17 protein-coding genes are annotated in these 19,119 nt (G+C 60.4%); 5 read left to right on the top strand and 12 right to left on the bottom strand.

The features are described 5' to 3' along the window. Positions 1 to 95 precede the first annotated feature (95 nt). The 9 genes from fcl to AC4LFW_RS02840 form a co-directional block, all read right to left on the bottom strand. Positions 96 to 1,064 (bottom strand): GDP-L-fucose synthase, encoded by a 969-nt coding sequence (fcl, locus tag AC4LFW_RS02880; protein ID WP_491817636.1) that lies wholly within the window; start codon positions 1,062 to 1,064, stop codon positions 96 to 98. A 2-nt stretch (positions 1,065 to 1,066) separates the two neighbouring features. Continuing rightward, a complete protein-coding gene (gmd, locus tag AC4LFW_RS02875; protein WP_491817634.1) occupies positions 1,067 to 2,191 on the bottom strand; it encodes a GDP-mannose 4,6-dehydratase in 1,125 nt (374 codons plus the stop codon). A 48-nt stretch (positions 2,192 to 2,239) separates the two neighbouring features. Continuing rightward, the gene (locus tag AC4LFW_RS02870) at positions 2,240 to 3,400 is read right to left on the bottom strand and encodes a glycosyltransferase (protein ID WP_491817632.1); all 1,161 of its coding nucleotides are present in this window, start codon (positions 3,398 to 3,400) and stop codon (positions 2,240 to 2,242) included. Positions 3,401 to 3,440: 40 nt separating this feature from the next. Beyond that, positions 3,441 to 4,805, bottom strand: coding sequence for a lipopolysaccharide biosynthesis protein (locus AC4LFW_RS02865; protein ID WP_491817630.1), 1,365 nt, complete (start codon positions 4,803 to 4,805; stop codon positions 3,441 to 3,443). 14 nt (positions 4,806 to 4,819) lie between these two features. Then, positions 4,820 to 6,166: a UDP-glucose dehydrogenase family protein gene (locus tag AC4LFW_RS02860; RefSeq protein WP_491817628.1), complete on the bottom strand. Its 1,347-nt coding sequence runs from the start codon at positions 6,164 to 6,166 to the stop codon at positions 4,820 to 4,822. Between the two features lie 143 nt (positions 6,167 to 6,309). Next, entirely contained in the window at positions 6,310 to 8,502 is a 2,193-nt protein-coding gene (locus tag AC4LFW_RS02855; protein WP_491817626.1) for a GumC family protein, read from the bottom strand. A 2-nt stretch (positions 8,503 to 8,504) separates the two neighbouring features. After that, complete coding sequence (locus AC4LFW_RS02850) at positions 8,505 to 9,038, bottom strand: polysaccharide biosynthesis/export family protein (protein ID WP_491817624.1); 534 nt, start codon at positions 9,036 to 9,038, stop codon at positions 8,505 to 8,507. 43 nt (positions 9,039 to 9,081) lie between these two features. Then, the gene (locus AC4LFW_RS02845) at positions 9,082 to 10,239 is read right to left on the bottom strand and encodes an outer membrane beta-barrel protein (protein ID WP_491817622.1); all 1,158 of its coding nucleotides are present in this window, start codon (positions 10,237 to 10,239) and stop codon (positions 9,082 to 9,084) included. A gap of 778 nt (positions 10,240 to 11,017) precedes the next feature. Further along, a complete protein-coding gene (locus AC4LFW_RS02840; RefSeq protein WP_491817620.1) occupies positions 11,018 to 11,854 on the bottom strand; it encodes a CvfB family protein in 837 nt (278 codons plus the stop codon). A gap of 278 nt (positions 11,855 to 12,132) precedes the next feature. On the opposite strand from AC4LFW_RS02840, the gene AC4LFW_RS02835 reads away from it, so the two are divergent. From AC4LFW_RS02835 to AC4LFW_RS02820, 4 genes are all read left to right on the top strand, one after another. Further along, positions 12,133 to 12,312 carry a PFL_1563 family small protein gene (locus AC4LFW_RS02835; RefSeq protein WP_491817618.1) on the top strand — a complete coding sequence of 60 codons (180 nt, stop codon included), beginning with the start codon at positions 12,133 to 12,135 and terminating at the stop codon, positions 12,310 to 12,312. A 93-nt stretch (positions 12,313 to 12,405) separates the two neighbouring features. Beyond that, entirely contained in the window at positions 12,406 to 13,128 is a 723-nt protein-coding gene (locus tag AC4LFW_RS02830) for an RNA pseudouridine synthase (RefSeq protein WP_491817616.1), read from the top strand. Between the two features lie 146 nt (positions 13,129 to 13,274). Then, positions 13,275 to 14,036, top strand: a complete 762-nt coding sequence (locus AC4LFW_RS02825; RefSeq protein ID WP_491817614.1) for a substrate-binding periplasmic protein — start codon at positions 13,275 to 13,277, stop codon at positions 14,034 to 14,036. 77 nt (positions 14,037 to 14,113) lie between these two features. After that, a complete protein-coding gene (locus AC4LFW_RS02820) occupies positions 14,114 to 14,653 on the top strand; it encodes a hypothetical protein (protein ID WP_491817612.1) in 540 nt (179 codons plus the stop codon). 7 nt (positions 14,654 to 14,660) lie between these two features. On the opposite strand, the gene AC4LFW_RS02815 is transcribed toward AC4LFW_RS02820, so the two are convergent. Further along, complete coding sequence (locus AC4LFW_RS02815; RefSeq protein WP_491817611.1) at positions 14,661 to 14,849, bottom strand: hypothetical protein; 189 nt, start codon at positions 14,847 to 14,849, stop codon at positions 14,661 to 14,663. A gap of 186 nt (positions 14,850 to 15,035) precedes the next feature. Here AC4LFW_RS02815 and AC4LFW_RS02810 point away from each other — a divergent pair, with 186 nt between their 5' ends. Then, positions 15,036 to 15,902 (top strand): DUF6279 family lipoprotein, encoded by an 867-nt coding sequence (locus AC4LFW_RS02810; RefSeq protein ID WP_491817609.1) that lies wholly within the window; start codon positions 15,036 to 15,038, stop codon positions 15,900 to 15,902. Between the two features lie 49 nt (positions 15,903 to 15,951). Here AC4LFW_RS02810 and AC4LFW_RS02805 read toward each other — a convergent pair whose 3' ends face one another. Continuing rightward, complete coding sequence (locus AC4LFW_RS02805) at positions 15,952 to 16,926, bottom strand: SDR family oxidoreductase (RefSeq protein ID WP_491817607.1); 975 nt, start codon at positions 16,924 to 16,926, stop codon at positions 15,952 to 15,954. A gap of 144 nt (positions 16,927 to 17,070) precedes the next feature. Further along, positions 17,071 to 19,032 (bottom strand): methyl-accepting chemotaxis protein, encoded by a 1,962-nt coding sequence (locus tag AC4LFW_RS02800; RefSeq protein WP_491817605.1) that lies wholly within the window; start codon positions 19,030 to 19,032, stop codon positions 17,071 to 17,073. Positions 19,033 to 19,119: the final 87 nt, after the last annotated feature.

Genomic DNA, 19,119 nt, shown 5'->3' with positions numbered 1-19,119 from the left:
GCCGCTCGTCCCCAAGACCTGGCCGGCATGCCTGATTGCATCCCGGCGGAGTGAAGCGGCACCGGCGCGCACCCTGGGCGCGCCGTTATCACAGGCTAGTGACGAGCCTGGTGCTGGTTTTCCACGAACCAGCGATAGGCATCGCGCAAGCCATCTTCAAGACTGATGCTCGATTGCCAGCCGAGCGCCTTCAGTCGGGATACATCCATCAGCTTGCGCGGCGTACCGTCCGGCTTGCTGCTATCGAAAGTCAGCTGCCCCTGGTACTCGGTGACCCGCGCGATAGTCTCGGCCAATTCGCGGATGCTGCAGTCGACCCCGGTGCCAACGTTGATGTGTGAAAGCATCGGCTGGGTATGGGCCTGGTAGGTTTCGTCGTCCAGTTCCATTACATGGACGCACGCAGCTGCCATGTCATCCACATGCAGAAACTCGCGCTGCGGTTTGCCGCTACCCCAGATCACCACTTCGTTGTCGCCGCGCTGGGTCGCTTCGTGGAAGCGCTTCAACAAGGCCGGCACCACATGACTGTTTTCCGGATGGAAATTGTCGTTAGGGCCATACAGGTTGGTCGGCATCACGCTGCGATAGTCGCGGCCGTACTGGCGGTTATAGCTCTCACACAGCTTGATGCCCGCGATCTTGGCAACGGCATACGGCTCGTTGGTGGGCTCGAGCACGCCGGTCACCAATGCCTCTTCCTTCATCGGCTGCTCGGCAAACTTCGGATAGATGCAGGACGAGCCGAGGAACAGCAACTTGTTGACGTCGTTGCAGTGCGCCGCGTGGATGATGTTGGCCTCAACCATCAGGTTCTGGTAGATGAACTCCGCCGGATAGGTGTTGTTGGCGTGGATGCCGCCAACCTTGGCCGACGCCATGTACACCTGATCGATCCTGTTCTCGGCGAAGAAGGCATTTACCGCAGCCTGATCCACCAGATCGAGCTCTTCACGACCACGGGTGACGAGGTTGGTATAACCCAGCGCCTGCAGGCGGCGGACAATTGCCGAGCCCACCATGCCGCGATGTCCCGCAACGAAGATATGTGCGTCACGATTCATGTCTAGTTCTCCACACTCACTGGAATGTCGAAGCCATGCTCCTTGAGCAGGGCGTGGCGCTGGGCGACCTTGAGGTCTTCGCGGACCATCTCGGCGCACATTTGCTGCACGGTGATCTCCGGAGTCCAGCCAAGCTTCTCCTTGGCGCGGGTCGGGTCGCCAAGCAGGGTTTCCACTTCGGCCGGGCGGAAATAGCGCGGATCGATGCGAACGATCACGTCACCGACCTTGAGTGCTGGCGCCTTATCTCCTTCGATGCCGGCGACGACAGCACGTTCGCTCACCCCGCTGCCCTCGAAGCGCAACTGGACGCCCAGCTCTGCAGCCGACCATTGAATGAATTCGCGTACCGAGTACTGCACCCCGGTTGCGATGACGAAGTCTTCAGCCTGTTCCTGCTGCAGCATCATCCACTGCATGCGCACATAGTCCTTGGCGTGCCCCCAATCGCGCAGCGCATCCAGATTGCCCATGTGCAGACAGCTCTCCAGGCCCTGCGCGATGTTGGCCAGACCACGGGTGATCTTGCGGGTCACGAAGGTTTCGCCGCGGCGTGGCGACTCGTGGTTGAAGAGAATCCCGTTGCAGGCATACATGCCGTAGGCTTCGCGGTAGTTGACCGTGATCCAGTAGGCGTAGAGCTTGGCCACCGCATAAGGCGAGCGTGGATAGAAGGGTGTGGTTTCCTTTTGCGGGATTTCCTGAACCAGCCCATACAGCTCTGAGGTGGAGGCCTGGTAGAAGCGGGTCTTCTTTTCCAGACCCAGCAGCCGAATGGCCTCGAGGATGCGCAAGGTGCCCATGCCATCCACATCTGCGGTGTATTCGGGCGACTCGAAGCTGACCGCAACATGGGATTGCGCACCGAGGTTGTAGACCTCGTCCGGCTGTACCTCCTGGATGATCCGGGTCAGGTTGGACGAGTCGGTCAGGTCGCCGTAATGCAGAACGAAGTTCTGGTTCTCGACATGGCTGTCCTGGTAGATATGGTCAACGCGCTGGGTGTTGAACAGCGAGGCGCGACGCTTGATGCCATGGACTTCGTAGCCCTTTTCCAGAAGCAATTCCGCCAGATAGGAGCCGTCCTGCCCGGTGACACCAGTGATCAACGCTTTTTTTCGTTCCATGTGCTTTACCTGTGCAAGGCTGTTGAAGGGGTTGGTCAAATTGAACTCTCAGCTGGACCGAGCGCTTTTGATCATCATCTGGAGGCGCTCGAGGAAGCCGACGCAAATCACCGGCAGGGAGGGAAACTTGTAGAAGAAACGATAGGTGTCGTACTGCGTTCGCGGGGCGCTCAGCGAAGCGGCATCTACCTCGGCCGCATCGATCAATGCGATGCCTTCCCCTGCCACGTCATGCAGCACGCTCAGCTCCATCGGCTTCATCGACAGGCTGAAGCTGTGCAGGCCGGGTTTGGTTGTCCGCGTCAGTTGCAGCCCGCTGCGGCATTCCTTGCAGCCGAACAGATTGACGGTGAAATCGTGCTCGGCCAGTTTTGGATTCAGCCGCTTCAGGGTTGCCGGCAGCAACTCGCAAAAGGCGTCATAGACCGCGAGCGAACCATTGAAACGCGGGAAGTGGTAGTCGATCCGCTGTTGCTGGATGGCCACCTGGAAGCGCGACGAGGCGATGTAGAAATGTTCGCCCGGATCGCCGAAGTTGGTTGTCAACGAGCGGTAGGGATACACGAAATACAGGTCGCGGCTGATGATGTAGGCGTTGTACAGCTTCAGCCATGACGATTCCGGCCAGCTGCGGATATCCCCGGGAATCCCCTCGATACGGCTGATGTCGGTGCCGTTGCCTTCGAGCCACTGACGGAAACCCTGCCAGTGCTTGCGCGACCAGGCCTGCCCCCAGGACGCTGCCAGTTGCATGAAGTAGACATCCGAATTGCCGTCGTCGATGGGCGTGAACGGCAGGTTGGCGGTCTGGTTGAACTGTTGGCTGTACAGACTGATGCCAGCGATGCGCGGATCGTCGTCGTAAACGCTCAACGCCTGGGTCGTGTACTCATAGAAGAATGGGGAGACAAACAGATCGTCCTCAAGCACCAGCACATCACCGTACTCCTCGGTGAGGTCACCGCAAGCCAGGACGTGATTGCGCAGGCCCATGCGCTTCTCGCGATGGATAACCCGCTTCTCTCCGTGCGCCCAGGGATAGGCTTCGGCGATACGCAGTGGCTCCAGCGTGCCTGAGTTGTCCAGACTGATCACCAAACGGACATCGCCGGCGGGGTAATGCGCCTTGCTCAGGGAGTCCAGCAGGCGCAACAGGCTCTTGGGCCGGTTGTAGCCAATGACGACTATGGTGGGCAGGTTTGCTGTCATAGGGGATCCATAGCACTCGAAAATTGGGTTGCGAGCCGCATCAAGCCGGCCCTTGTTGGCGCACGTACCAGCGTCGTGCCGCGATCGTGACGATGACCACCAGCGACAGGTAGATCACGATGCTGGCTGCAGCGAAGGCCTGCACGGTGGCCAGTGCATCGCCGATCACAACGGCGCCGCCAAACAGGGCGAGCACGCGCAGGCTGGTGCTGAATATTTCGAAAAGAAGAAAACGTCCCTGCAGCGACAGCGCCGGAACGGCGACCACGCAAGGCCTGGAAATGAACACGACGTACTCTGCCAGCGCCAACCAGCGTGCGTACTCGCCTGCCACCTGCCACTGCTCACCGAACACCAGCGAGAACATCCAGGGGCCAAGCACGGCAACCGCCGTAAACGGAATGAGGCCGACCAGCGCCAGAGCAGTGGTGGCCTTCAGCAGCATCGCCGCCACCGGCTCCTGATCGTGGATCGCCCTGGTGATGCGTGGGTAATAGACATCAGCGACCGACTTGCCGATCAGGTTGGTTGGCATGCTCAACGCCTGCTTGCATAAGGCGAAGAACCCTGCAGCCGCAGGACCGAAATAGGCCGCGAGCACGAGCGTGGGCAAGTGTTGCGATACGGCGTTGATCAGCATCACCGGAGCGCGGAACCGCGGAAAATCGCTGTGCCGGCGCGCCAGTTCCAGCAGTGGCGGAGAACCACCCTCCTCGCTGGCGTGTTTATCGGCGTCTGCACGGCCACGCCACATGGACAAACCGAGCATCGCCGCATGCAACGCCTGCTGCAGTGCCGTGGTGCAAACCAGCATCAGCGCCGAGGACTGCACCAGGCCGGCAACCGTACGCAGACTGTTGAACAGTAGCGAATTGACTACCGCGACCCGGGCGGTGATGTGGAACCGCTGGGTTCGAAAAAGCCACTGCTGGCAGATCTCCAGCGCAGCACCACTGAACATGACCAGCGGAATCAGCATCAGGTAGGGCTGGATGATCTCGATCTCCAGCGCCACCGCCAACCGGTCTCCAAACTGGATCAGCCCCAGCGCGACCAGCGTCGCAAGCACCATCGCCGTCATCAGCGATAGTCGCACCAACCCACGCGCGTCCCCGTCGCGCTTAGGCAGCACGATGGCGATGGGATAGGTCAGTGCAGCGATGGGGATCAGCATCAAGGTCACGCTGAGAAAGGTCCCCAGTACCCCATAAGCCTCGGGTCCGTAGATCCGCGTGATGACCGGCATGAAGGCCAGGGTGATAGCCTGTGCCCCCGCAGTGCCGGTCACAACGGTGAGGATGTTGCGCAACAGCCGGCTGCGCATGCTTCCTTGCAGCAGCGCGGCGAACTTGCCTCTGGACGAGGTCATGTTGTGCCCGGCGCTGGGCTGGTCGATGGCGCTCACGCGTACTCCCTCGCTCAAGCCTGGACGGGCTGGCGACCGATACCGTAGTAGCTGAAGCCTTCACGCTTGACCTGCTCGCGGTCGTACTGATTACGTCCGTCAATGATCAACGGCGTATTCAGCAAACGCTTGAGCGCGCGGAAATCAGGGCGGCGGAACGGCTTCCATTCGGTCACCAGGCACAGCGCGTCTGCATCGATAGCGGCTTCATACTGACCTTCGACGATCTGCAAACGCCCTTCGGCAAACCAGCTTTCCGGGAATTCACGGCGCGCGGTTTCGCGCGCAACCGGATCGAACGCGCGAACCTTGGCTCCTGCATTGATCAGGCTATTGATCAGGACGACGCTCGGTGCCTCACGCATATCGTCAGTGCCAGGCTTGAATGCCAGGCCCCAGACAGCGAAGGTCCGACCGTCGAGATCACCGTTGAAATGAGCTGACAGCTTGTTGAACAGCGAGTGCTTCTGCTGATCATTACGGGCCTCGACAGCCTGCAGCAGCTTGGGCTCGAAATCGTTCTGATGAGCGATGTTGATCAGCGCCTTGACGTCCTTTGGAAAGCAGGAGCCGCCGTAACCGCAGCCGGCATAGATGAAGTGATAGCCGATACGTTCATCCGAGCCGATGCCCAGGCGAACGTTTTCCACATCGACATCCAGCCGTTCGCAAAGGCTGGCAATCTCGTTCATAAAGGAAATCTTGGTGGCAAGCATGGCGTTCGCCGCGTACTTGGTCATCTCCGCGTCGCGGATGCCCATGAACATGGTGCGCGGACGGTTGCGGATGAAGGGTGCGTAGAGCGCGCTCATCACCTGACGGGCGTGATCATTGTCGGCACCAATGACGATACGATCCGGATGCATGAAGTCGTTGACCGCCGCACCCTCCTTGAGAAATTCCGGGTTCGAGACCACCGAGAATTCGATCTCCGCACCGCGCGCCTGGAGACGTTCGGTAATGGCTGCACGCACCTTGTCTGCAGTACCGACCGGAACGGTCGACTTGTTCACGACGATCGCCGGGCCAGTCAGCGTATCGCCGATCTGGCGCGCCACTTCCAGGACGTAACGCAGATCGGCGGACCCGTCTTCACCCGGCGGCGTGCCCACAGCGATGAAGAACACCTCGGATTGCTCGACTGCCTCGGAAAGCGACGTGGTGAAGTGCAAGCGCCCGGACTCATGGTTCTCGGTGACGATTTCCTCGAGACCCGGTTCGTAGATCGGCAGAATGCCCTGCTTCAGGTTATCGATCTTGGACTTGTCTACGTCGACGCAATAGACGGTGTTGCCCATCTCTGCAATACAGGCCCCGGTTACCAGCCCAACGTAGCCGCTTCCAACGACGGTAATGTTCATAACAGGATCCTCGATTCAAGAGTGAAACAGGCGAGCCTCGGCGCGACCCACATCAAGGGGGCCGGGGCGTAATCGTATGTGGGCAGACATAATTCGGACCGGGCTCCCACACTGGCGACACCCGGCCACTCAGGCGAGTCGGCTTAGACCGTTTGCTCGCTGTAACCGTAAACGTCGTAATAGCCACGGAACTGACCGTTCTTCTTGGCTTTTTCGATATCGACGTGGTTCAGCACGATGCCCGCCAACGGCGCGCTGCTGTTCTGCAGCTGACTGATGCCCTTCTGCACATGGGGAATGAGAGTACTGTCGGACTTGACCACGTAGATCACCGCATCCGCGAGGGTGGACAGCACCGCAGCATCGCTTACGGCCTGGCTTGGCGGTGAATCGATAATGATCCGGTCATAGCGGCCCTTCAGCACTTCAAGCAGCTTGGCGAAGCGTGGCGAAGACAACAGTTCCAGCGGGTTGGAAGGCACGGCACCGGCTGCAATCATGTCGACGTTGCCAACGGTGTGGATGCACTCCTCTAGCTTGGCGTTGCCGCCAATAAGGTTGACCAGTCCCGGCGCCCCCTGTTTGAAATCGAATGCCTTGTCCAGCGTCGCGCGACGCAGGTCGGCGTCGATCAGCAGCACGCGATGCAGCTGGCCCATGGCAAATGCCAGGTTGGCTGACACCGAACTCTTGCCTTCGCCCGGCGCGGTCGAGGTGATGACCAGCACCTGCCGAGGCTGACTGGTTTCGGTCAGCAGCAGGTTGGTGCGAATGGTGCGCACTGCCTCGCAGAAGCGCTTGTCCCCGCTGCGTTCGAACAGATGACTGACTTCCTTGCGCAGCTTGCGCGGTACCTGCGGAACGATGCCCATGACCGGCAGGTTCAGCTTGGCTTCGATTTCCTCGGAGCTCTTGAAGGTATTGTCGAGAATTTCACGAATGATGGCCTGGGCGATGCCGAGGACCAACGCCAGGAACAGCACCACGGCCATGATCAGCTGCGCATTGGGCGCAGACGGCTCGGTCGGCGGAATAGCAGCATCGACGATCCGTGCATTGGTGGAACTCAGGTCCGAGGTGGCAGTGGTTTCCTGCAGGCGGGTCATGAAGGTGTCATACAGCGCACGGTCGCTTTCAACCTCACGCTGCAGGTCGCGCACCTTGAATTCCTTGCGGGATATATCCTGGATGCGGTCCTTGTTCTCATTGAACGACGCACGCAACGAGTTCTCGTTGGCCACCGCCAGCTGATAGTTACGCTCGATGCTCGCAACCACCTGCTCGACCTGCTGACGCAGGCTCGCCGTTGCTGCATTAAGGTCGGAGCGTGCCGAAACCATGGCCGGGTGACGGTCACCGTAACGACGCGAGAGGTCTTCGACCCGCGAACGGGCATGGGCCTGGTCAGCCTTGAACTGCTGGATAAGGGGATGGCCGAGTACCGCAGGTACGCTCGCCAGACGCTCCCAGCCCTGGCTGCGCATGGATTCGACCTGCCGGTACTGGCTTTCGGCCTCGGCACGCTGACGGCGAGCATCGATCATGCGGTCACCTGTCAGCGACAGCTCATTGGCGCTGATGGTGCCCACGCCATCAAGATCGACCAGCCCTTCAGCATCGAGATAGGCCTGCAGGCGATCTTCGGACGCCTGCAGGTTTTCCCGCAAGGACACCAGTCGATCGTTCATCCAGCCGGCTGCGGTCATCGACATGTCGACCTTGGCTTCCAGCTGGGCTTCGATATAGGCCTGCGCCAGCTGGTTGGTGGCTTGAGCCGCGGTCAACGCGTCGGCCATGGATACCGACAGGTAAACCAGCTGGCTCTTGCCTTCCACCCACACCGTAGTGCGGTTCATGAAACGCTGGGTCGCAAAATCCAGGATCTGCGCTTCGGTCGGCGGTTCGACTTCTTCACCCGTGAACATGCGCTTGATAGCGCCGATGTCAACCAGCGGCTTGGGCTGCTGACGCAGATCGAACTCGGGATGCTCGGTCAGACTAAGGTCCCGAACCACGCGCTGCGCCACGCCACGGCTCTGCATCAGGCTGAGCTGGGTCTGCAGGTATTCGCTGATCTCCTTCGGCGCATCCGGTATCTGGAACGACAGCACCGGCGTTCCCTTGGTCTCGATGAGCACCGTGCCAACAGCCTGGTAGATGGGCGTCATTCGAGAGACAAAAAACCCGGCCAGCCCACCGATGATCGCGACCAGCAGGATGATGCCCCACTTGCGTGACCAGATGGCATGCCAGATTTTTTTCATGTCGATGAAATCGCTGTCAGGACTGCCTGTGGGTCGCTGCCAAGGTCGATCCGGGCGAACTGGACTGTTCATGATCAAAAGAATCCTTCATCAATGTTGATCGTATCGCCGGGGCGAACCAGGGTATTCATAGTGGCTTTTTCTTCCGCACGGCTGCCTTGCGAGCCCCGTACGATGGTCATGCGTTTGGTAGATGCACGCTCGGTCAGGCCTCCAGCCAACGCGATGGCGCGATCCAGCGTCAGCCCGGGCTGGAACGGATATCCCCCCGGGTTTTTCACCTCGCCGGCAATGTAGAACTCCCGGTAATTGGCAACGGACACCGAGACGCGAGGATCAACGAGAAAACCATCCTTCAGTTTCTCGACAAGGATGTTGCGAACCTCACCGGGCGTCTTGCCGTTGGCGTCCACCTCGCCGATGAAGGGAAAGGTGAAGGTACCGGCATCGGTCAGGCGGATTTCTTCAAAGGTCAGATCCGGCTCGCCATGGACGTTGATACGGATGACATCCCCCGAGCCGAGCTGGTATTGCGCGGCAGTGGCACCGGCGCTGAATGCCAGCAACAGCAGCAGCGAAAAGAATTTGAATATGTTCGGGATGCGCATGTACGGCTCCTCCTTAGGCACTGGTTTAACCTCCTACCTGGCCTCAGAGGCTCAGGTCGAAACTCAGCAGATAAACGTTTCGGTCGTAATTTTCGGTACTCAGCGTGGAATCGTTTTCCGTCCTGAGATACGAAAGCGTAACGTCCACCCAGCGATCCGGAGACCATGTGACGCCAGCGCCGTAACCGGTGCGTTCGTCGTCACGATTGATGCCCTCGTATTCCCGGTCCGAGAAGCGATAGAGCAGCTCGGTCGCTACCTTGGACGTCCATTCGTGCTCCCAGGTGGCGATGGTGGTCCAGTCGTTGATGGTGCTGGCCCCGTCATCGCCCTCGTCGAACGCGCGGCGAGAATTGATCTTGAATGCCGAATAGCTGCGCGGCTTGTAGGTAACGCCGACTTCCCACATGGGACTGGTGAAGTCCTCACGCAGGTCGCTGTCGAAGTCCTTGCGCTCGGCACCAAGCTTGAGCGTACCGGAGGTCTTCGCCGTCGCGTCCCAGCTGGCACCGCCCAGCAGGGCTATGTTGGTGCTGTCGCGCAAGGCACGGGAAAGCTTGTAGTCATGGTCGGTGTGGCGCACTTCGACCAGCGAGCGGGTGCGCGAGCCGAGCCGATGGAACCAGATGGAGTTGAACATCAGGCTGTCACGGTCTTCGGTCGCATTGATGTTGCCGCTATTGTGATAGCGACGCTGCTCGTAATGGGTACCGAATTCCAGCTGGTTGAGGGCACTGCGCGCACCGAAACGGTATGCGGCCCGCGCGATGGCACTGCTGTACTTGTCGTTTTCGGTAATGGTTTCGGTATCAGCCGTCTCTTCCACGCGATGGTAGGACAGGCCCCAGCTCAGGCGATGGCGGGAGGTGAACTCCATAGCGCTTCTCAGGCTGAGGTGGTGGTCGGTATTGCTGGCTTCGGAATCCGAATGAAAGATGTCGCTGTTGAACGAGTACTCAAGCTCATACTCGCTATTACGGTTACCGGTACCCAGCAGGAAAGTAGGGTTAATTCCTGTAACCCAGGAGGACTGCTCATTGTCGGCAAGCCCACGATAGTTGTCGTCATAGCTCTCGCGCACCACCAGCGTCGGGGTGAACTCGAACCCGCCGATCTCGATGTCCTGCGGGTCACTCGCTGCCCAGCTATTGGTGGCAGCAAGGCACAATAGCGATACGCCTGGTAGCGTGATCTTCCTCATTTGGAATCCCTTCTCGGAGATAAATTGGTGTTCATACCCGCCTCTGGCCGCGACGCCTGGATGTTGTGAGGAGGCATAGACACGCAACAGACCGCAAATATCCCTAACAGTTGCACATTCGCTGCACGACACGATTCACAACCCTTGCAGGCTCCCTCGCCCATACGCTCTACCCTCTCGCTTAGGGCACGCTACCGCCCTGAACGCAGGCAGCCCGTCTGAATGCAGACGCCCCGATCAACAACCCACAGGACCGTCCGCAGCACTGATCGATAACCAGACCGCCGACACGAATTAGCTTGCTTGGATCTTGTTGTTGGTGGCAGCGCTGCCGCGCCTTGTTGTGCGAATGCTTAATCGCTGCGCTATTGCCAGCGCCTAACCAGTCCAGAAGGGGACGCGGCAGGGTGGTCGCTGACCTGTCGAGGCGGTACTCAGAGCGAGCCCGAATCCTGACGACGTTCGCACTGGTACTCCGCCGCGCTCACCTGTTGCCTCTGAACCTGGCGAGCAGGCCTTTACCAGACAGGACCACTTCGATATCCGGGCGCTCTTTCTGGACCTGGTGCGTTCTGTCAAGTTCCACGCCGTTACATCCAGTAATACTGGCGACAGAGCGAATGGAGCTCCGGTCCGGGTCCCGGAAGGGATCGTTCAGCTGAAGGCTGCCTGGAGCGGCTATAAAGAAGCCCGCGCCGCATGGGTGCGGCGGACTGCCTTTGAAGAAGGAGCTACCGCAACCTGCATGTCACGGGAGCGCCTGGTGAACCGCCGGAGGTCAGGCGCGCTCGATGCGGTCGGGATGGATGACGATACGGCCCTGCTTGTACAGGCCGCCGATGGCTTTCTTGAAGTTGCCCTTGCTGACGCCAAACAGGCGTGCGATTTCATCCGCAGGGGACTTGTCGCTCACCGCGAGGCTGCCCTGGTTCTCCTGCAGCTTCTGGAGGATCAGCGCCTGCAGCGCATCGGCCGCCTCGCTGCCCACCGGTTGCAGGCTCAGGCTGATCTTGCCGTCGGCGCGCACTTCCTTGATGTAACCCTTCTCGCGGATGCCGCCGCGCAGAAACTTGAATGCCTCGTTCTTGTGAATCAGACCCCAATGCTTACCGTTGATAATCGCCTTATGCCCCAGATCGGTTGCCTCTACGACCAGCAGATCGACGGCCTCGCCGACCCTGTAGCGCGCCGGGGTCTTGTCCAGGTAGCGGTCCAGCCGCGCCGTGGCGGTGATGCGGCGGGTGTGCTTGTCGAGGTACACATGAACGACGCAGTAGTCGCCCTCCTTTAGGGGTCGCTTTTCCTCGGAATGGGGTAGCAACAGGTCCTTGGGCAAACCCCAGTCGAGAAACAATCCGATCCGGTTGATCTCCGCAACCTTGAGACTGGCGAATTCACCGACCTGGACCCTGGGTTTCTCGGTTGTGGCGATGAGCTTGTCTTCACTGTCTAGGTAGACGAACACATTCAGCCAGTCGTCCACTTCGGTCGGCGTATCCTTCGGGATGTAGCGGTTGGGCAGCAGGATTTCGCCATCCGGCCCTCCGTCCAGGTAGAGACCGAAACCGGTGTGTTTGACAATTTGCAGGCTGTTGAAACGCCCGATTGCAGCCATCTCACGAATCCTCTGGGTCGAAGCCGGCGATTCTAGCAGGCCAGTTGCCCTGCGGTGCGCCGCCTACTGCGGCAATACGTGGGCTATGTCGGGAGTCGCACGCCCCCGGCAGGTAACTGCTCATGCCAGAGCCGCTTGGCAGATGGGAAAACCGAACCTCCGGTCAGCTTCACCAACACGCTCACCCATCGGCCCAAGTGAAAATCGACATAAATCGAACAAAATTTAGCCAGATCTGTATAATGTCCGGTTCGACTGACCAAAGGAAACAGATGACGATGGCCGCCAAGACCACATCCGCCAAGCGTAAACCCGAACCCGCCAGCGAAACCAGCGAATCGCTCGCCAACCAGATGGCCGCCTTCCTGAAGGCCGGTGGCGAAGTCCAGAAGATCCCCAACGGGGTCAGTGGTCAGACCCAGGGCCCATCGCGGCAGATCACTATCAGCAAGAAGTAAACGCAGCCGATAGCCGAACACGCGAGCTTCCGCCCTCCTGTTTTGACGCAGCAGCTCGCAAGGTTCCCTCCCCCCGCGACACCCGAGAATTACATGACTGACCCGATCCGCTTGTCCAAACGCGTAGCCGAACAATTCGGCTGTTCACGGCGCGAGGCCGAGCTTTATATCGAGGGCGGCTGGGTCAGCGTTGATGGTCAGGTCATCGAGACGCCCTTCTTCAAGGTAGATGCCCAGCGTGTCGAGTTGCTACCTGGCGCAACTGCAACCGAAATGCCGCCGGTCACCCTGCTGTGGCACAAGCCTGCCGGAGAGCCTACCGCGAGCGAGCCCAGCGATGCGCAGCGGCAACTGGCCAACGCCAGCCACTGGTCCGGCGACCCTTCTCAGCTCTCCCCTCGCGAACGACATCTGGTGCGCCACACCGCGCTCCTGCCGCTTGAGCCGCACGCCAGCGGCCTGGTGGTGTTCAGCCAGCAACGCGAGATCATCCGTAAACTGGGCGACCCACGGGACAAGCTCGAACAGGAATACGTTGTAGAGGTAGCTGGAGAGCCCGAGGATGGCGGCCTGGAGTTGCTTGCCAAGGGTATCGGTCATCGCGGTCGGATCCTGCCCAAGGCCAAAGCCAGCTGGCAGAACGAAACCCGACTGCGCATCGTGCTCAAGGCACCGCAGGCAGGTGAGATCCGCCTGCTGTGCGAGGCCATCGGGCTGCAGATGCTCAACTGCAAGCGCATCCGTATCGGCCGCCTGTCGATGGCGAAACTGCCAGTCAACGAGTGGCGCTTTCTCGGCGAGCACGAACGTTTCTGACCGCAGCCACCCGGCTGCCCTTTGGCAAAAGCCCACGCCCAACCCGCCTTGACCTATGCTGGTTGTAACAACAGCTAAGGCATCCTGCTGCTTTCGTTTCAGCAGTGATCAGTACCGTTCAGGCATTCCTTCAGGAAAGGTGAGCCATGCAGAAAATCGTCCTGGTGATGGTGCTGGCACTGCTGCCTCTGTTTGGCAGTGCAAAAGAGCGCATCGAAGTCTGGACCTATCACCTCTCGCCTCCCTTTATCGTCGATGACAGGCACGGCCTCTCGCATGACTTCGTCGATTGGCTCAACCAGCATCCGCTGAACGATCAACGCTTCCTGTTCGAACTGATCACGCTGCCGCGCAAACGCATCGACATCCATCTGGCGAAGGGCCGGCCGGGCGTACTCCTGTGGGCCACGCCGAGTTTTTTTACCGCGGCATCGACCCGGCATGCCAAATGGTCGGCGCCGCTCCTTATGGATCAGCAGGATTTCGTGTCCCTGCCGGACGCCCCCTTCGATTACCTAACGCCCGAATCCCTTCATGGCCGCACGCTGGGAGGCGTACTCGGTCATCGCTACGAGGGGCTGGAAGCCGATATCGCCCGCAAGAAGATAGAGCGCCAGGACGTGCGCACGGACCTGCAAAATATCGAGAAGCTGTTGTCCGGGCGAATCCACACCTTGTTGATCTCACGCTCGACCCTGTTTTACTACCGTAAGCAGCACGACTTCGGTGACCTGCACATCTCAGCGCGCCCCCTGTATCGCTTTTCCAGGCATGTTCTGCTGACCGATTCGCTGGGCGACGCTGTTACTCTCTACCTCAACGAGGTCCTCGAGCAGCTGCCAGATGACCCGCAATGGCAAGTCCTGCTGCATCGCTACGGGCTGATGCCCATGGCACCCCAACAATGAGATGCTGTGCTGAACAGACGCGCGGCCTGCTGGTCAGAACGCGCTGATACCCAACCAAACAAGAGAACAAGGCTGCGATGAAGAAAGCTCTGGTGATAGGACTGCTCATGACCCTTGGCGGCTGCGCCTCACAGTCCTGCGACGAACCAGCCAGCGGCAGCGCATGCCGCGCCGAGCGGCTGCTTTACCAGAATGACCTGATGCAGGCCAAGATACTCATCGCGGTGGGTGACGAAGACGGCTATGAGCTGGCCGGTGCGCTGCTCGACCGCAGCGCGCGCCTGGATGAGCGTGGCGAAACCGAGTTCTATCAGGCCCTGCTACTGATTCGGCAAGGGCCGCAGCAATCCGAAGTGCTGCGCCTGCTCGAACAGGCCCGCGCCAAAGGCCACCCACATGCGGTTGCCTTGCTCTACAAGATCTATGACGAGCCTTATCTGATCGATGAGCGCGACGCCGACAAAGCCGAACAATACCGCATGGAATATGCCGAACTGGACGTGGCGCAAAGCGGTTACCCGGACTTCGACAAGGCGTTGGAGCTGGTTTCGCAGCTGGTCGAGCCCCCTCCATCGCCTTCCGAATCTGAAATGCTCTGCCCCAGCCAATGCCAGTGACCAACGCTCAGGGCGTAGGGGTTTGCGAGACCCTGGGGTCTTGCTCTCCGTCCAGTACGGCCTGCGCTTCTGCCTCGGTGGCATAGGGCCCTGCAATCGTCTGGCCGTCGATCTCCACCACCCAGCAGGTGACCCAGGTCGGACGCCAGCCCTGCGGTACTTCATCTCCAGTCAGATGCCTGATCCTGCGTTGCATAACCACCTCCGCTGATTGTTTTCAGGTATGCAGGGCCCGCGCCTGGCGTTGCCCTTCTTCTGGGACCACAGCAGCCGGCGTTTTTCTCGCGGAAACAAGCCGTTGCTGTTCTTCCCGAACTGCCGGGAGCGTTCGCGGCTCTACAGAAGTGCTCTGACAACAACCGTAGACCAGACGAGGACTCCGATGCAGATCCGCCAAGCGATTGGGCGCGCAACGATCATCATGCTGGCATGCGCAGTGCTGGTCGGCTGCAGTCGCATGAACCTGGCCTACCGCAATCTCGATCTGCTGATCCCCTGGACGCTCAACGACTACCTGGACATGAACCGCGAGCAGCAGACGCGCTTTCGCGAGCAGCTACGGCAACACATCAGCTGGCACTGCCGAACGCAACTACCCGGCTACCTGGACCTTATCGAGCGCTTGCAGGTCGAGGTTCGACAGGGCGCGCTGGATGAACCGGCGCTCCGCGCGCACTCCCACGAAGCGCAGCGGGCGATCCAGGCGATCGCCCTGGAAATCACGCCGACCACTGTTCAGCTGCTGCGCGACCTCAGTGAGAGGCAGGTGCGTGAACTAGAAGAACAGTTCGAAGAGGACCGCAGGGAACGGGAGAAGAAATACCTGCAACCGCCGCCAGAGGAGCAGATCCGCCAGCGGGCCGAGCGTATGCAGGAACGTGTCGAGCAATGGATCGGCAGCACCAACGCGATGCAGCGCCAGCGCATCCTCGAATGGGCGCATGTGCTCGGTGAGCAGAACCGGCTCTGGATAAACAACCGATCCCAATGGCAGCGGGCGCTGGTCGACGCCATCAGGGACCGGCAACAGCCAGGGTTCGACCAGCGCATCGCCAGTTTGCTGCAAGACCGCGAGGTCTATTGGACCGAGGCATATCGCGCCGCCTTTCCGCGCATCGAGCAGGCCACTCTCGATCTCATTGCCGATCTTTACGAACGGGCCGATGCGCCCCAGCGTCGCCATCTCGACGAAAAGCTGCAGGACATGCGTCGAGATCTCGGCTCGCTGGATTGCCTGCCCCCTCGCTGAGCAGCCCGGCTCGCAGGGGCCATTACCGCGATCACCGGCCCCCCTGACGTCACCCGCGACGCTTGGCGAGCAACAGCCCCAGGACGCCTGCAGCAGCGATGCCTCCGGCAAGCATCAGGTTGCGCTGGCGCTTTTCATCCCGGCGCCAGCCACCATCAATACGCCGTTCGCCAAGGGCAGGATGAAACAGATTGCCGGACGACGGCGCGACACGGTCGGCCCGACGCAGGGCTGCCCCTGTGAGCAGGCCGGACAGGCGATCGAAACCCGGCGTGATGAAGTGCGCGAAGCGCAGCAACGTGGCGCTCAGGCCCACTGAAGTCGTATGCCGCGGATGCAGGGCAAGGCTGACCATCGCATCGGCGACCTGGCGCGGGTCGCACAAGGGAGGCGGCGGCTGCAGGGAACGGCCGGCGAAATTGCCCCCATCGCGGAAACCGGGCGTGTCCACCATTGACGGATAGACGTCGCAGACATGAATGCCCGGCCACTGCGCCAGCTCGCCGCGCAAAGCATGGGAAAACCCGCGCAGCCCGAATTTGGCAGCCGAATATGCCACCGCATAGGGCTGCGGCACCCAGCTGCCCACCGATAGCGTGTTGATCAGTATTCCGCTGTTCTGCTGCTTGAAATACGGCAGGACCACATGGGCGCCGCGCAGATAGCCGAGCAGGTCGGTCTGCACCACTTGTTCGTGAGCGTCCAGCGGCGTCTCGTCGAATGCCCCAACGGCGCCTACCCCGGCATTGTTGACCCAGATATCGATGGAGCCGTGGCCGAATTCGGCGGCGGCGCTGGCCAGTTGTTCGACCGAGTCGCTCAGGGTCATGTCGGTTGGTACCACCAGCGCCTCAGCGCCCAGCGCCCGGCATTCGTTGGCCACCTCGTGCAGCGCTTCTTCGTCCCGCGCTGCCAGGACCACGCGCGCCTGTTCCCGCGCGAACGCCTGCGCCGCAGCACGGCCAATGCCGCTGGACGCGCCGGTGATGACCACCACGGTGCCCTCGAGCCTGGTTTCGTTCATGTCTGTCTCTCCGGGTTTGCTGTCGTTCATAAGCTGACAGCCGTGGCGGGGCAAACATTCCCCGCCACGCCCAGGAAGTACCGATGCTCAACAAGCTCAGCCGAGCGCCGGCAGGCCCAGCCCAGCCAGCGCCCAGCGAAACCGTCAGGCGACCTTGAAACGACCCACCAATTGCTGCTGATGTTCGGCGAGGCGCGCAAGCTCCAGACTTGTGGCCGCAGTCTGCTCTGCACCCGCACTGACCTGAATGGCGACGTCGTTGATCTCGACCACATTGCGGTTGATGTCTTCGGCAACAGCGCTCTGCTCTTCTGCCGCAGTCGCGATCTGGATATTGCGGTCGCTGATGCCGGCAACCCCTTCGGCAATTTCCGCCAGCAGGTCCCCGGCTCGCCCAATATTGCTGGCACCGGCCTGAGCCTTGGCAAGCGTTTCCTGCATGGAGCGTGCAGCCCGATCAGCGCCGGCCTGCAGATTGCCGATCATGTCCTGGATATTGCCAGTGGACTCTTGGGTCTTCTGGGCAAGCATCCGTACCTCCGAAGCCACCACGGCAAAGCCACGACCATGCTCTCCGGCTCGCGCAGCCTCGATTGCAGCGTTCAAGGCCAGAAGGTTCGTCTGATCGGCGATGCCACGGATAACGTCGAGCACAGAGGAGATCGAATCACTCTCGTTCTTCAGTTTTCCGATGATCTGCGCGGTCTGGTCAGCCTGCTCGGAAAGCTGGCGGATGAGGTCGATGGTGTTCTGCACCTCGCTGCGACCTTGGGCGGTGTTCTGATTGAGCCGCTGTGACAGCTCGGCCGCATCGCTGGTGCTTTTCGCCACATCACGAACGGTTGCGCTCATCTCGTTGATGGCCGTGACCACCAGCTCCGTTCCCTGACGCTGCCGCTCTATGCTTTCACTCGTCTGGACGGTGACCGCTGACGACTCTTCGGCGGCGGTTGCCACCTGAACGGTTGCGTTGCCGATCTCCTGGACGACCTGCTGAAGCTCCGCTGCCATGTTGTTCAGGTTGCGCGAGATCTCGCCAAATTCATCCTTGCCCTCGTAAACGGCTTTCGCGGTGAGGTCACGCGCCGAAAGCGCCAGCAATGTGCGATTGACGTCCGATACGGCAACCTTGATGTTGCGGATAATGAGCCAGGACAAGCCCGCGACGGCGGCCAGCGCAACGATTACCGCAGCAAGCGTCGTCCACAGGGCGCCACGTGCCTCCTCTCGTGCCTGTATGGCCAGGTCGCGTACGTTTTCCGCCAGCATCTGCTCCAGTTCGCTCATCAGGTCGATTCGACTGGTCGAGGTTTCGAACCAGCTCTCGGCATTGACACCCAGGCTCTCTCCGAGCGGGATTTCAAAGGCGAGACGCTGCAACCTTGCCACTTCCTGCGCGCTGGGCTGCTGCAGCTTTTCATCCAGCAGGCGGGAAAACCGCTCCGAAGCCGCACGCCTGAATCCATCAGAGTAAGCAGAGAATTCGCCCAGGTTGCGACTGAAGGACGCCAGCAGGGCGGCATCGAAGCGGTCCTGACTGAACACCACGCCAAGCATGGCCCGCTCCCGCCCGGCACGCTCCTTCATTTCGATGAACTGATTCAACCCGCCCAGGGCTCGTGCAAGCTCAACCTCCGCTACGCTGGCCTCCTGCGCATGGGTAAAGTTGATCAGCGACTGGATAACCTTTGTGAAACGAGCGCCCGATTCCAGGTTGGTAATGGCAAAGGAATCGATCTGACCCCGGGTCGCCTTGAGTCCTTCCAGGGCACGCAGCGCTTCCGCGATTCTGCCGTCACTGCGACCGGCCAGCGCCTGCACAGCGCCCAGAGCCTCATCGGTTGCCTGGCGCAGGCCTGGCAACCGTCGACTCATCGTACGGCCCTGACTGCCAAGAAATACGCCACTGGCGCCACGCTCGCGCTGCAAGGCGGTAATCAGTTGACTGATCTTTTGCGCCGCCGTACTGGCCTCGACCGTCTCTTCCATCTGCCGGAGCGTCTGATAACTGTCCGTTACATAGAGGCTTGCGAGCCACAAAAAACCCAACAAAGGAGACAACAGGATTAGAAGCAGCTTGAAACTCAACGGAATGTTCTTAAACACGGGGACCTCAATGCTCCACGGCAAGGCAGGAGCGTTTTAGCAAGGGAAGTTTGCGCATGGCACTGGCAGGCTTTCGCTTGCGCCTGG

This window comes from Stutzerimonas sp. C6.4V, assembly GCF_058536345.1.
This window is presented reverse-complemented; position numbering and strand designations above follow the sequence as displayed.